The 12,900-nt window shown below is 68.7% G+C and carries 15 protein-coding genes and 2 pseudogenes; 12 read left to right on the top strand and 5 right to left on the bottom strand.

Annotated features, from left to right (window positions below; all coding sequences use genetic code 11):
• Positions 1-95 precede the first annotated feature (95 nt).
• From JOC24_RS16925 to JOC24_RS16910, 4 genes are all read left to right on the top strand, one after another.
• Positions 96-1,460, top strand: a complete 1,365-nt coding sequence (locus tag JOC24_RS16925) for an MBL fold metallo-hydrolase (RefSeq protein ID WP_205021123.1) — start codon at positions 96-98, stop codon at positions 1,458-1,460.
• Between the two features lie 38 nt (positions 1,461-1,498).
• Positions 1,499-1,864, top strand: coding sequence for a rhodanese-like domain-containing protein (locus JOC24_RS16920; RefSeq protein ID WP_205021203.1), 366 nt, complete (start codon positions 1,499-1,501; stop codon positions 1,862-1,864).
• Positions 1,861-2,604, top strand: coding sequence for a sulfite exporter TauE/SafE family protein (locus JOC24_RS16915; protein ID WP_205021122.1), 744 nt, complete (start codon positions 1,861-1,863; stop codon positions 2,602-2,604). Before JOC24_RS16920 ends, JOC24_RS16915 begins: the two co-directional genes overlap by 4 nt.
• 136 nt (positions 2,605-2,740) lie before the next feature.
• Entirely contained in the window at positions 2,741-3,316 is a 576-nt protein-coding gene (locus JOC24_RS16910; RefSeq protein ID WP_205021121.1) for a rhodanese-like domain-containing protein, read from the top strand.
• Between the two features lie 71 nt (positions 3,317-3,387).
• On the opposite strand, the gene JOC24_RS16905 is transcribed toward JOC24_RS16910, so the two are convergent.
• The 3 genes and pseudogenes from JOC24_RS16905 to JOC24_RS16895 form a co-directional block, all read right to left on the bottom strand.
• Positions 3,388-3,624 carry a hypothetical protein gene (locus tag JOC24_RS16905; protein ID WP_374104505.1) on the bottom strand — a complete coding sequence of 79 codons (237 nt, stop codon included), beginning with the start codon at positions 3,622-3,624 and terminating at the stop codon, positions 3,388-3,390.
• 177 nt (positions 3,625-3,801) lie between these two features.
• Positions 3,802-4,451, bottom strand: a pseudogene (locus JOC24_RS16900) (DsbA family protein); the annotation flags it as partial.
• Positions 4,452-4,533: 82 nt separating this feature from the next.
• Complete coding sequence (locus JOC24_RS16895) at positions 4,534-4,815, bottom strand: metal-sensitive transcriptional regulator (protein ID WP_205021120.1); 282 nt, start codon at positions 4,813-4,815, stop codon at positions 4,534-4,536.
• 260 nt (positions 4,816-5,075) lie between these two features.
• On the opposite strand from JOC24_RS16895, the gene JOC24_RS16890 reads away from it, so the two are divergent.
• Entirely contained in the window at positions 5,076-5,258 is a 183-nt protein-coding gene (locus tag JOC24_RS16890) for a hypothetical protein (protein WP_205021210.1), read from the top strand.
• A 375-nt stretch (positions 5,259-5,633) separates the two neighbouring features.
• Here JOC24_RS16890 and JOC24_RS16885 read toward each other — a convergent pair.
• Positions 5,634-5,881, bottom strand: a pseudogene (locus tag JOC24_RS16885) (leucine zipper domain-containing protein); the annotation flags it as partial.
• A 197-nt stretch (positions 5,882-6,078) separates the two neighbouring features.
• Between JOC24_RS16885 and JOC24_RS16880 the strand changes: the two are divergent.
• The 4 genes from JOC24_RS16880 (at position 6,079) to JOC24_RS16865 (ending at position 9,732) form a co-directional block, all read left to right on the top strand.
• Complete coding sequence (locus tag JOC24_RS16880) at positions 6,079-7,338, top strand: bifunctional 3-oxoadipate enol-lactonase/4-carboxymuconolactone decarboxylase PcaDC (RefSeq protein ID WP_374104504.1); 1,260 nt, start codon at positions 6,079-6,081, stop codon at positions 7,336-7,338.
• A gap of 12 nt (positions 7,339-7,350) precedes the next feature.
• Positions 7,351-7,998: an MBL fold metallo-hydrolase gene (locus JOC24_RS16875; RefSeq protein ID WP_205021118.1), complete on the top strand. Its 648-nt coding sequence runs from the start codon at positions 7,351-7,353 to the stop codon at positions 7,996-7,998.
• A gap of 34 nt (positions 7,999-8,032) precedes the next feature.
• Entirely contained in the window at positions 8,033-8,812 is a 780-nt protein-coding gene (locus tag JOC24_RS16870; RefSeq protein WP_205021117.1) for an exodeoxyribonuclease III, read from the top strand.
• A gap of 170 nt (positions 8,813-8,982) precedes the next feature.
• Entirely contained in the window at positions 8,983-9,732 is a 750-nt protein-coding gene (locus JOC24_RS16865; RefSeq protein ID WP_205021116.1) for a Clp protease N-terminal domain-containing protein, read from the top strand.
• A 47-nt stretch (positions 9,733-9,779) separates the two neighbouring features.
• Here JOC24_RS16865 and JOC24_RS16860 read toward each other — a convergent pair whose 3' ends face one another.
• Positions 9,780-10,559, bottom strand: a complete 780-nt coding sequence (locus JOC24_RS16860; protein ID WP_205021115.1) for an SDR family NAD(P)-dependent oxidoreductase — start codon at positions 10,557-10,559, stop codon at positions 9,780-9,782.
• A 107-nt stretch (positions 10,560-10,666) separates the two neighbouring features.
• Between JOC24_RS16860 and JOC24_RS16855 the strand changes: the two genes are divergently transcribed.
• From JOC24_RS16855 to JOC24_RS16845, 3 genes are all read left to right on the top strand, one after another.
• A complete protein-coding gene (locus JOC24_RS16855; RefSeq protein ID WP_205021114.1) occupies positions 10,667-11,128 on the top strand; it encodes a DUF6278 family protein in 462 nt (153 codons plus the stop codon).
• Between the two features lie 102 nt (positions 11,129-11,230).
• On the top strand, positions 11,231-11,974 hold the full coding sequence (locus JOC24_RS16850; RefSeq protein ID WP_205021113.1) for an amino acid ABC transporter ATP-binding protein: 744 nt from the start codon (positions 11,231-11,233) through the stop codon (positions 11,972-11,974).
• Positions 11,975-11,988: 14 nt separating this feature from the next.
• A complete protein-coding gene (locus JOC24_RS16845; protein ID WP_205021112.1) occupies positions 11,989-12,900 on the top strand; it encodes a glutamate ABC transporter substrate-binding protein in 912 nt (303 codons plus the stop codon).

The raw sequence follows: 12,900 nt of genomic DNA, 5'->3' as shown, positions 1-12,900 counted from the left end.
GGAACGCTCCTTCCCGGAATACCCCCCCCGGTATAGCTGTTAGGGTGAATGACAGATACCCCCTGGGGTACATCGTTCGAGAGGAGTCCTGACTCGTGTTCTTCGTCGACACCCTGGAGTTCGAGGGCCTGGGAAACCGCAGCTACCTGGCGGGCGGACCCAATGGTGCGGTGGTCATCGACCCGCCCCGCGACTTCGACCAGGTCATCGCCGCGGCGGCCCGCCGAGGAGTGCGCATCGCTTTCGTGGCCGAGACCCATGTGCACAACGACTACGTCACCGGCGGTCTGGAGCTGGCCCGCGTGACCGGCGCCCAGTACCTGGTGCCGGCCGGGGCACACGTGTCCTTCGCCCGCACCCCGGTCGCCCACGGTGACACCGTCTCGGTGGACGCAGGCCTGGTGCTGCGCGCGATCGCCACCCCCGGGCACACCCCGCACCACACCTCCTACGCCCTGACCGAGGACGGGCGCGGTGTGGCTGCCTTCACCGGCGGCTCGCTGCTGATCGGCACCGTGGGCCGCCCGGACCTGGTCGAGCCGCGGCTGACCGAGCAACTGGCCCGCGCTCAGCACGCATCCGCCCACCGCCTGGTCAAGGAACTGGACGACGAAGTGCCGGTACTGCCCACCCACGGGTTCGGCAGCTTCTGTTCCTCATCCCAGGCCGACGGGGACGCAACCACGATCGGCAAGGAGCGCAAGAACAACGACGCGCTGATCCTGGACGTGGACACCTTCGTCACTCAGATGCTCGCCGGGCTCGACGACGTGCCCGCCTACTACGCGCACATGGGCCCGGCCAATGCCGCGGGCCCCGCGCCGGTCGACCTCACCCCGCCGAGGCGTGCAGACGCCGAGGAGATCGCCTCGCGGCTGGCCGCGGGTGAGTGGGTGGTGGACCTGCGCAGCCGCATGGCCTTCGCCGAGGGGCACGTGGCCGGGTCGTTCAATTTCGAGGGTGAGGGCAAGCTCGCCACCTACTTGGCCTGGCTGATCCCGTGGGGCAAGCCCGTCACCCTGCTCGCCGACACCCCGGAGCAGGTCACCGACGCGCAGAGGGAGCTGGCGCGGGTGGGCATCGACCGTCCGGCCGCAGCCGCCACCGGCGACCCGGCCGGCTGGGTCCGCAAGGGTGAGCAGCTCGCCACCTTCCCCCGCGCCCGCTTCGCCGACCTCGCTGATGTTCGCAACGGCGGCGATGGGGTGGTCGTCCTGGACGTGCGCCGGGACTCGGAGCGCGTGGATGGCTACATCGAAGGCTCGGTACACATCCCGATCCACGAGTTGCACAGCCGTATCGGCGAGGTGCCGGAGGGGACGGTGTGGGTGCACTGCGCCGGCGGGATGCGCGCCGCGATCGCCGCTTCCCTGCTGGACGCCGCCGGCCGCGGCGTGATCGCCGTCGACGACGGTTTCGACGCCGCGACGGATGCCGGGCTGCCCCTGACCTCCGGTTGATTTCCGACCGTTCCCCCGCAAGGAAGGAAGCGTGTGTGATGTTTCTCTTTCGCCGAAACGGGGCCCGCCTCACGGTCGACGAGGCGCGCAGGCGCACCAGCGGCGACCGGCCTGACGCGGTCCTGCTGGACGTCCGTGAGAAGCCCGAATGGACCACGGGCCACGCCCCGGGCGCCGTTCACGTACCGCTGACAAAACTGGTCGCCGACGCTACCCTGCCCGCCGAGGCGGAGGGACATCCGCTGGTGGTGATCTGCCGCAGCGGTCACCGCTCCCAGCAGGCGGCGAAGCTCCTCGCTGAGCGCGGAGCGCAGGCGGTGGACGTCGAGGGCGGCATGAAAGCGTGGGCCGCCGCCGGGCACCCTGTCGTCGACGAACGCGGGAACAGCGGCCAGATCACGTGACCCTACTTGTCCTCGCCCTCATCGCCGGGGCCGTCATCGGTCTCGCCCTCGGAGCCCTCGGCGGCGGTGGCAGCGTCCTTGCCGTACCGGCACTGATCTACCTGCTCGGCTTCACGCCGGCCGCTGCCACCACGGCCAGCCTGATCATCGTCACCGCAACCTCCGCCACAGCCCTGTACGCCCACTCCCGCGACGGGAACGTGGCATGGAAGGCCGGGTCGCTGTTCGCCGCGGCGGGCATCGTCCCCGCCTTCCTCGCCGGTGGCGTCGCCGGGCGCCTGCCCGAAGCGGTGCTTACGGTGGCGTTCGCGGTCATCGCCGCGCTGGCGGCCCTGCGTATGCTGCGTCCGTCCTCGTCCGAGCCGCCGGACCGGATCCGGCCCGGCAAGGCGGCCGGTGCCGGTGCCGGACTCGGCGCCGTCACGGGCTTTCTCGGGGTCGGTGGGGGATTCCTCGCCGTGCCCGCCCTGGTGAGCGTCCTGGGACTCGCCATGCGGCGGGCGGTGGGCACCAGCCTGCTCGTCATCACGGTGAACTCACTCGCCGCGCTCGCCGCTCGCACCGGCACCAGCGGCGGGCTCCACTGGGAGATCATCGGCCCGTTCGCCGGAACCGCGATCCTCGGCGCCTGGGACGGCAAACGGCTCGCGACGAAGATCTCCGGCACCACCCTGCAGAAAGTCTTCGCCGGCGTACTGCTGGCAGTGGCAGCCTTCATGCTCGTTGACGTGATCCTCTGACACGCGGGCCGCCAACGGCGCAGGACAAGAGCCGGGAGCACTTCTCAAGCCGGCCGCGCATCTCAGGACCGCCTTCAGTCCGACTCCCGTCAGATCAAGCTCCGCCACACTTCAACACGCAAGGACGACATCTGCCATGACCACACCCACGGCCCTCGCCACTGACGAGGCGCGTACCCGCCTGCACGAGTTGACCGTCATCGACGTGCGCACCCCGGGCGAATACGCCGGCGGTCACCTCCCCGGCGCACTCAACATTCCCCTCGACCAGATCCAGCGCGCACTGCCCGACATACGGCACGCTGCCGACCGCGGTGACGTCCTGGTTGTCTGCGCCTCGGGCTCCCGTTCCGAGAACGCCTGCAGGATCCTCGCGGAGAACGGCGTCACCGCGGTCACCTTGTCGGGAGGCACCGGCGCATGGGCGGCCGACGGCCACGAGCTCCACCGTCCCCAGGGCGCCTCGCGTGCCACCTGGGGCATGGAGCGGCAGGTGAGGCTCACCGCAGGAGTGATCGTGCTGCTCGGCCTACTACTCGGATACGTCGTCCACCCGGCCTTCCAGCTCGTCTCCGTCGGCATCGCGGGTGGTCTGGTCTTCTCCGCCCTGACCAACACCTGCGGCATGGCCGCCATGCTCGCCAAGCTCCCCCACAACCGCCCCCGCGCCGCCGACCTCGACAACACACTGGCCGCACTGCGCAACCCCTGAGCCATGCGAGAAAAGGGGAGGGATCCGTATCCTTCCCCTTCCGTATGCCAGGGCACGCGGCCAAAGGCCCGTTACCCGTGCGCCGATGTCTCCTCTTCCGGCGACGGCTGCGGATTCCGCCTTCTCGCGAGCCGGAGTAGCACCAGCAGTGCGGCCAATACCAGCACAATCAGTCCGTCGGACACCGCTGCGCCGAGGTCGGACGATCGCTCTTCCAGGGCGAACTCGGCATCGGTGCTCGGCATCGACGGCAGCGCGGACGTGCCGTCGAAAGCCAGGAAAGCCACACCGAGCGCGACGAACAGCACGCCACCGACGCCGAGGAGCTGTGCAGGGCCGCCGGACCCAACCGGAAGATCCTGCCCCGCAGCCCGCGCTTGCGGCCCAGATCGAACCGGTCCCACAACGACGCCAGCAGACCGCCGAGGAACGCCACCGCCGGTCCGGCCTCGCTCATCGCCCTGCCGCCTTCGCCGCGGCCTCGACGACTCCTTGAAGGTGGCCGTAGGCTGCGCCCCGAGACCGGCCGACCGTTGATCAGAAACGCCGGAGTGCTGGTCACACCGAGGTTGTAGCCCTCCTTCTGGTCCTTCTGCACTGCGGTTCGGGTCTTGTCGGATGCCATGTCCGCCTGGACCCGCTCAATTTCGGCGATGCCTGCCTCGCGGGTCATGGTGGTGGGATTCTCGGTGCTGAACTCACCGGTGTTGCGTTAACGCGGCTTGCTGTAAGCGACGTCGTGGAATTCCCAGAACTTGTTCAGCTGCCCGGCCGGCCAGCCGGCCAGGGCCGCCTGCTCGGACTCCGGTCCGAAGACAGGGAAGTTGCGCCATTCGATACGCAGGACGCCCTTGTCCACGTACGAGCGCAGCAGTTCAGGCTCGGTCTTGCGGGCGAACTGGCCGCAGAACGGGCACTGGAAGTCGGAGTACTCGATCATCACCACCGGGGTGTCCGCATGCCCTACGGCCGAGGCATCGGAGGGATCGCGGCGGGCAAGGGAGAGCAGGTTCTCGTCGGCGGGCGCGGGGTCGGCGGACTCGGTAACAACCGCGGATCGGCCCGCCGCACGCGTTTGAGATGCAGTCCGCCGGCAGCACCCAGCCTGCTGGCCAGCCCGGCGGGCTCTCCGCAATCGTCCTGCTGGCCGTAGCCGCGTTCATGCTGATCGCCACCCCACCCGACAAGCGGGTGATCGGGTGCCACGGCCCCACGGCTCAGGCTAGAGAGAGGAACAGCTTCTCCAGCCGGGTACGCATCTCCTCTCGATCGCCGGAGGCAGCCATGTCCGCATCGGTCAGGCAGTGCTGTAGACCGGTGGCGATGATTGCGAAACCGGCCTTGTCCAGTGCCCTGGACGCCGCGGCCAGCTGCGTGACCACGTCCTCGCAGTCTCGCCCCTCCTCAATCATTTTGATCACGCCAGCGATCTGGCCCTGGGCCCGGCGCAACCGGTTGAGCACCGTCTTCAGTTCCTCAGCCGCCATCGCCAGTTCCACAACCCACACTCCTTCGAGATACCCCGGCGGGTACCCTTTCGAAGGGTAACCCCAATCATGCGAAGGAAAGTCCCGTGGCGCCCGCTATCCGCTCTACGGCCGAGCCGGCTTCCACCTGCTCCGGAAGACGATCCTGCTGCAGTAGCGCCTCGTCGTGGCTCGCGTGCACGGTCCAGGACGGGTGCCTTGCCCCAGGGTGATTTCCTCAACCGTCCCGCAAGCGTTGGCTGGTTGTTCTTCGCCGACAGCAGGTAGTGCGCGTGACGGTCTTCGACGAGGGAGCGGGCACGATCCTTCTGCACGGGCATCGCGTCCTCTGTCATCACGGCCTCGTGCAGGTCCGCGTCGTCGATGGTGTCCAGGAGCGGGGCGAACTCATGCGCTGGAATTTGCTTGTTGCGCAGGGGCAGGATCTTCGCTGCCGCGCGAATGTCCCAGCGTGATGAGTAGATTTTTGACTGAGGTCTTCGTGCCGAGTGATATAGGTGAGTCGTGGCAGCGCGTTGTGTCCTGGCTGCGTGAGTATGCCCCGGTCGGTCACCGTGCTCTGGGGGACGCGGCGAGTGAGGGGGAGAGCGCCGCTGTTTCGAGGAGAAGACGGTGTTCGGTTCCCGGAGGATCTGCGTGCCTATCTGAAGGTCAACAACGGGACCGTCACCCGGCTCGATGGGTCGAGCGGCCTGACGGGTTCCTGCTCGGAAGGCGAGTTCCTTGTCAGGGGATGGGCGCTGCTGCCTCTGCCGAGTATCGAGCGGTTGCATCATCAGATGATGCCTGTTCCAAGCGAGGGTGAGGGTTATTGGAGGACGGAGCGGATTCCTTTTGCCGATAATCCGGCGTTCGGCCCGGGGCGGCGTGCGCCGAGGGCTGTGGTGGGGGCGGCTGGAACGGTCGCTCATCCCTACCTCGCCGAGCCGGCGGTATCGCCCGGCCCACCGCTGAGCGGTGGTCCGGGCGATACCTGGAACCGCTCCACTGCCCGGCGCAGAGGCCATCCGTCTTCAACCACGCAGCGGGCCGGCCGCAGTCGTCCGGTCTCGGTCAGAGGTGCATTACGGTGGGGCATGAGGGCCTTTCGGGCTGGTGCAGACGTCGCAATCCACACCGAACTCGGGAGGCCCTCACTCGTTCAAGATCCCCAGGCGGTGATCACTGTCACCGCACCCAATCTCCGTGGACAGAACAGCTGTGCCCACCCCGGCGATGTGACATCTCGTGACAGATGAGAGGGTTTTCCGGGTGACCGAGACACCACCGAACACCATGCAATACCGCTTTGACGGGCCAGAAGACGCTCCGGTCCTGGTGATCGGGCCCTCCCTGGGTACCACATGGCACATGTGGGACCGCCAGATACCCGAGCTTTCCAAGCACTGGAGGATCTTCCGCTACGACCTGCCGGGGCACGGCGGAGCGCCCGCCCGCCCTGCCGCCGCGGTCACCGACCTCGCCGACCGGCTCCTCGCCACGCTGGACAGCGTCGGCGTGCAGCGCTTCGGCTACGCGGGCTGCTCCATCGGCGGTGCCGTCGGTGCCGACCTCGCGCTGCGGCACCCGCACCGGGTCGCCGCCCTGGCGCTCGTCGCCGCGTCACCGCGCTTCGGTACCGCCGACGAATTCCGGCAGCGCGGAGTGATCGTCCGTACCAACGGCCTGGAGCCGATCGCCCGTACCTCCCCGGAACGCTGGTTCACGCCCGGCTTCGCCGCCGCCCAGCCGGCCATCGTCGAGTGGGCCGTCCAGATGGTCCGCACCACCGACCCCGGATGCTACATCGCGTCGTGCGAGGCCCTGGCCGCCTTCGACATCCGTTCGGACCTGCCCCGCATCGGGGTGCCGACCCTCGTGCTCGTCGGTGCCGAGGACAAGGTCACCGGTCCTGCCGAGGCCCGCAACCTGGTCGCCGGTATCCCGGACGCCCGGCTGGCCCTCGTTCCCGGAGCCTCCCACCTGGCACCGGTCGAGCAGCCGGCCGCCGTCACCGACCTGCTGCTGATGCACTTCTCGACCACCTGGCAGGACACCCAGGCGTCGATCCCCGTACCGCTGATCCCCGGCTTCCCCGCCCCGTTCGCCCCCATGGTCCCCGTCGCGGAGATCGCCGCCGCGGCCGAGCTGCCCGACGTTTCGCCGACGGGACGCAGTGACCGGTACGATCAGGGGATGAAGGTCCGGCGCGAGGTGCTGGGTGATGCCCACGTGGACGCCGCCGCAGCCGCCTCCGACGGCTTCACCGAGGACTTCGAGGAGCTCCTCACCCGCTACACCTGGGGAGAGATCTGGAGCAGGGAGGGGCTCGACCGCAAGGCCCGCAGCTGTGTCTCGCTCACCGCGATCGTCGCGTCCGGACACCTGGGCGGCCTCGCCCAGCACGTCAGGGCGGCTCTGCGCAACGGGCTCACACCCGTCGAGATCAAGGAGGTGCTGCTCCAGACCGCCGTCTACTGCGGCATCCCGGCGGCGGGCGCTGCGTTCGAGATCGCCCGGTCCGTGATCCAGGAGGAAACGACCCCGCCCGCGTAGCACTATGGGGGCATGAACGCTTCGTTTCTGACACTCACCAAGAAGACCCACTCCTGCATCCGTCTGGAGCGGAACGGGCAGTCGCTCGTCATCGACCCCGGCGGCTTCACCGAGGACGACGCAGCGGTGGGTGCCGACGCGATCCTGGTGACGCACGAACATCCCGACCACTTCAACGAGGCGCGGCTGCGCGCCGCGTTGGAGTCCAATCCCGCCGCGCGCGTCTGGACGCTGCGCAGTGTGGCCGAGCAGGTGTCGGCCGCGTTCCCGGGACGCGTGCACACCGTGGGACACGGTGACACGTTCACCGCCGCGGGGCTCGAGGTCCAGGTGCACGGCGAGCTGCACGCGGTGATCCATCCGGACATCCCGAGGATCACCAACATCGGTTTCCTCGTGGACGGTTCCGTCTTCCACCCGGGGGACGCCCTCACGGTGCCCGACCACTCCGTGGACACGCTGATGCTGCCGGTCATGGCCCCCTGGAGCAAGCTCTCCGAGGTCATCGACTACGTGCGCGAGGTGAAGCCGCGCCGCGCCATCGACATCCACGACGCGCTGCTCACCGACCTGGCCCGTCCGATCTACGACAGTCAGATCGGAGCCCTGGGCGGAACGGACCACGGCCGGCTGGCCCCGGGTGACGCGACCCGCCTCTGACCCGGCTGTCAGTGGGAGCGGTTAGGTTGACTGCATGCGCATCGCCACGTGGAACGTCAATTCGATCACCGCCCGGCTTCCGAGGCTGCTGGCCTGGCTGGAGAGCAGCGGCACCGACGTGCTGTGCATCCAGGAGACCAAATGCACCCTGGAGCAGTTCCCCGCCGAAGCGCTGCGAGAGGTGGGTTACGAGTCGGCGGTCAACGCCACGGGCCGGTGGAACGGCGTCGCGCTGCTCTCCCGCGTCGGCCTGACCGACGTCGTGACGGGCCTGCCCGACGGCCCGGACTACGAGGGCGTCCAGGAGCCGAGGGCGATCTCGGCGACCTGTGGGGGCGCCCGCGTCTGGTCCGTGTACGTCCCCAACGGCCGCGAGGTCGACCACGACCACTACGCCTACAAGCTGCGCTGGCTCGAGGCCCTGAGGAAGGCGGTCGCCACGGACACTGCGGGGACGCTGCCGTTCGCGGTCCTCGGCGACTTCAACATCGCCCCGGCCGACGAGGACGTCTGGGACCCGGAACAGTTCGTGGGCGCCACGCACGTCACCCCCGCCGAGCGGGCGGCGCTCGCCACCCTGCGCGGGACAGGGCTCTCCGACGTGGTGCCGCGCCCCCTCAAGTACGACCACCCCTACACCTACTGGGACTACCGCCAGCTCCGCTTCCCGAAGAACAAGGGCATGCGCATCGACCTCGTCTACGGCAACGCTCCCTTCGCGGCGGCGGTCAAGGACAGCTACGTCGACCGTGAGGAGCGCAAGGGCAAGGGTGCATCCGACCATGCCCCGGTGGTCGTGGACCTCGACGTCTGACCGCGCTGTCAGGGATCGCGGACTTCGGCTGTCGGTGCGATCGCGGACCCTGGCTGTCGGTGCGAGGCACGCCTACCCAACCGCAACCGCAACTCGAGGCAGAGTGACCGATACCGCCGAGGTGTCAACTCAAGGTTGACGCCTCGGCGGTGTCAACCTAGGGTTGCCTCATGACGAAGCCGCTGCGCGCCAATCCGCCCATCCGTCTCGACGACCTGATCGACGCGATCAAGGAGACCCACACAGACACGCTGGAGCAGCTCTCCGGAGCCGTGGTCGCCGCGGATCACCTGGGCGAGATCGCCGACCACCTCATCGGCCACTTCGTGGACCAGGCGCGCCGCTCCGGTGCGTCGTGGACGGACATCGGCCGGAGCATGGGTGTCACCCGGCAGGCCGCTCAGAAGAGGTTCGTGCCGAAGACGCCCGGCGAGGCATCGGGCCTGGATCCGAGCCAGGGCTTCGGTCAGTTCGACACGCAGGCCAGGAACGTCGTCATGGGTGCGAACAACGAGGCCCACGCCGCCCGCAACGACGAGGTGGGGGTGCAGCACCTGGTCCTGGGCCTCCTGGCTGAGCCGGACTCCCTCGGCGCCCAGGTGATCGCCGGACAGGGGGTCCCGCTGGAGGCCGTCCGGGAGGCGGCGTCACTCGCCCTGCCGGCCGCGGCCGGCGAGGTACCCGAGCTGATCCCGTACGACGCCGGGGCCCGCAAGGTGCTGGAGCTCACCTTCCGGGAGGCCCTGCGACTCGGTCACTCCTTCGTCGGGACGGGGCACATCGTGCTGGCCGTGCTGGAATTCGAAGGCGGTGCGGGCATCCTGTCGGGGCTCGGCATCGACAAGGACGTGGCATCGTCCGACGTCGCCGCTGCGGTCGCCGCCGCGACCGAGGACGTGGCGCCGGGAGCCGAAGGCTGAAGTGGCCGTCCGGCGCGGACGATGTCCGCGCCGGACGCCGGATCGCCTCAGTGCACCGAGAACCCGCCGTCGACGAAGAGCGACTGCCCGGTGACGTACGAGGAGGCCGCGCTCGCCAGGAACACCGCTGCGCCCGCGAAGTCCCCGGCCAGCCCGTTGCGCCCCACCATCGTGCGTGCGGCCAGCGCCGCCACCCGCTCCGGGTCGGACGACAGCCGCTCATTGAGTGGTGTCATCACGAACCCCGGCACCAGCGTGTTGCAGGTGACGCCGTGCGGCGACCACGCCTCGGCCTGGGAACGGGCCAGTGACTCCAGCGCGCCCTTGGAGACGCCGTACGCCCCGCTCCGCACGAACGCCCGGTGCGCCTGCTGGGACGTGATGTGGATGATCCGCCCGTAACCGCGCTCGGCCATGCCGGGGCCGAACCTGCGGCCCAGCAGGTAAGGGGCCTTGAGGTTCACCGTCATCGTGGTGTCCCACACGTCCTCGTCGAGCTCGCTCATCGGCGGACGGAGATTCACGCCCGCACAGTTGACGAGGATGTCCGGCTCACCGAACGCGGCCGCCGCACCGTCACCGGCCGCGCTCACGCCCTCGGTGGTCCCGAGGTCGGCGCTCACCCAGGCCGCCCGGCAGCCGTCGGCATCGAGTTCACCGACGGTGCGTACCAGTTCCGCCTCCCTGCGCGCCACGACCACCACGCTCGCGCCGGCGTGCGCGAGTGCCCCCGTGATGGCACGCCCGATGCCGGAACTGCCGCCGGTCACCACGGCGACCCGGCCTTCCAGCGAGAAGAGTTCGGAAAGATAGTTCTGCGACGTCATTCTCGTACCCTAGACGCGTGACCAGGCCATGTCCGGGGCAGGTACCGGAACCGGCACGGTTGCGCGCCCTGCGATGCGGAAGGCGTCAGGGATGGGATCCTGGTGGCATGAACATCCCTTTTCTGGACAACTGGCGTAAGCGCCAGGGCGGTACACGGGAGATGGCTCTCGCGGCCGCCGTCGAGACCGATCCGGACGGTGTCGCCGAGCTGTTCGCGGAATGCGAGCTGCTGCGCGCCCGGGCAGCGCAGTGCGGCCTCGAGCTCGACGACAGTCCCGTCTCGTTGTCCGCGCTCGACCAACTGCCGCCGGTCTGGCGCGACGACCCGGAGGAGCTGCCCTGGGTGGGCAACGACGCCGGGCTCTACCTCGGCACCGTCCTGGTCCGGACCGTCCCCGGAGCTGCCTGGGACATCCTGGCGGGCGGAAAGCCTGTCGTGCGGCTGACTTCGGGGCGCGAGATCGATGTGGTCGCCGCAGGTCTGGACTGGGCGATGTCGGGCAGCCCCGAGCTCTCCGAGATGTACGCGGAGTCCGCGGAGAGCGGCCCCGAGGCCAAAACGCGATAAACAGCCTTATGCTCCGCCGGTGCGTGTCGGCCCCGAAGTGCGTATCCACCCCGGATAGTTTGCGCTGACCTCGACACAAGCGATAAGTGGGTAGGGCAGCGTATGGCCGTCGATCCGTTGATCGAACTGCGGGACGTCAACAAGTACTTCGGGAAGTTGCACGTACTTCAGGACATCAATCTCACCGTCGGCCGCGGGGAGGTGGTGGTGGTCATCGGCCCCTCCGGATCGGGTAAATCAACCCTCTGCCGGACCATCAACCGGCTCGAGACGATCGAGTCCGGCCACATCGCCATCGACGGCAAGCCGCTTCCCGAGGAGGGGAAGGGACTCGCCGAGCTCCGGGCCGAAGTGGGCATGGTCTTCCAGTCGTTCAACCTGTTCGCCCACAAGACCGTGCTGGCGAACGTCTCGCTCGCCCAGCTCAAGGTCCGCAAGCGTAAGAAGGACGAGGCCGACCGACGCTCCCGGGAACTGCTGGAGCGGGTCGGGCTCGCCTCACAGGCAGACAAGCTTCCCGCGCAGCTCTCCGGCGGCCAGCAGCAGCGCGTAGCCATCGCCCGCGCACTCGCCATGGACCCCAAGGCACTCCTCTTCGACGAGCCCACCTCGGCGCTCGACCCCGAGATGATCAACGAGGTCCTCGAGGTCATGCAGCAGCTCGCCCGCGAGGGCATGACCATGGTGGTCGTCACCCACGAGATGGGCTTCGCCCGGTCCGCCGCCAACCGCGTCGTCTTCATGTCCGACGGATGCATCATCGAGGACCGCACTCCGGAGGACTTCTTCACCTCACCGGAGAGCGACCGCGCCAAGGACTTCCTGTCCAAGATCCTCAAGCACTGACAGGAGGCACCGTTTTGCGTACGAGGAACATCGCGGCCGTACTGGTCTGCCTCCTGATCGCCGCGCTCTCCGCCGGCTGCGGCAGGGAGGGCAGCCCCCCGGTCAAGGGGCCGAAGGCCGAGGAGCTGCCCCAGTACGAGGTCGACACAGCCTTCGAACTGCCGGAGTCGAAGACCTGGAAGAAGGCCAGGAAGCGTGGCTATCTCGTCGTCGGGGCCAAGGAGGACCAGCCCTACCTCGGGGAGAAGGACCCGGCCACCGGCGTCTACTCGGGCTTCGACATCGAGATCGCCCGCATGATGGCCGCCTCGCTCGGCTTCGAGCCGGACACGATCCGCTTCCGGACCATCGCCTCCGCCAACCGGGAGACGGCACTCCAGAACGGACAGATCGACTACTACGTCGGCACCTACACGATCAACGACATGCGTAAGAAGCTCGTCGGCTTCGCCGGGCCGTACTACATGGCCGGACAGGGGCTGCTGGTACGTTCGGACGAGAACGACATCCAGGGGCCGCAGGACCTGGCCGGCAAGACCGTCTGCTCGGCGGCCGGTTCCACGCCGTACCAGCGCATCGCCGCCGACTACCCCGAGGCGGATCTCGTCGCGTACGACACCTACTCGATCTGCGTCGACAACCTGCTGACCTTCCAGGTCGACGCCGTGACCACGGACGACGCCATCCTGCTGGGATTCGCCGCAAAGGCGCCGGACGAGATGAAGGTGGTCGGCAAGCCCTTCTCCGAGGAGCCGTACGGCATCGGCGTCCCGCGCAGCGACAACGCACTGCGCTTCGCCCTCGACGACGCACTGGAGGAGAACGAGAAGAACGGCAACTGGAAGAAGGCGTTCGAAGCGACTCTCGGCCTGTCCGGGGTGCCCGCGCCGACACCGCCGCCCATCGACCGCTACCCGGCGAACTGA

This window comes from Streptomyces sp. HB132 (assembly GCF_016909575.1).
In the GTDB taxonomy this organism is placed as follows: Bacteria; Actinomycetota; Actinomycetes; order Streptomycetales; family Streptomycetaceae; genus Streptomyces.
The sequence above is the reverse complement of the archived record's forward strand: the minus strand, read 5'-3'. Positions and strand labels throughout refer to the sequence as shown.

Bases quoted from the DNA above. Each gene is read 5' to 3' on its own strand.
- JOC24_RS16855 (WP_205021114.1), top strand. From the start codon at position 10,667: ATGAACATCCCTTTTCTGGACAACTGGCGTAAGCGCCAGGGCGGTACA.
- JOC24_RS16850 (WP_205021113.1), top strand. From the start codon at position 11,231: ATGGCCGTCGATCCGTTGATCGAACTGCGGGACGTCAACAAGTACTTC.
- JOC24_RS16910 (WP_205021121.1), top strand. From the start codon at position 2,741: ATGACCACACCCACGGCCCTCGCCACTGACGAGGCGCGTACCCGCCTG.
- JOC24_RS16875 (WP_205021118.1), top strand. From the start codon at position 7,351: ATGAACGCTTCGTTTCTGACACTCACCAAGAAGACCCACTCCTGCATC.
- JOC24_RS16860 (WP_205021115.1), bottom strand. From the start codon at position 10,559: ATGACGTCGCAGAACTATCTTTCCGAACTCTTCTCGCTGGAAGGCCGG.
- JOC24_RS16880 (WP_374104504.1), top strand. From the start codon at position 6,079: ATGCAATACCGCTTTGACGGGCCAGAAGACGCTCCGGTCCTGGTGATC.
- JOC24_RS16920 (WP_205021203.1), top strand. From the start codon at position 1,499: ATGTTTCTCTTTCGCCGAAACGGGGCCCGCCTCACGGTCGACGAGGCG.
- JOC24_RS16870 (WP_205021117.1), top strand. From the start codon at position 8,033: ATGCGCATCGCCACGTGGAACGTCAATTCGATCACCGCCCGGCTTCCG.
- JOC24_RS16865 (WP_205021116.1), top strand. From the start codon at position 8,983: ATGACGAAGCCGCTGCGCGCCAATCCGCCCATCCGTCTCGACGACCTG.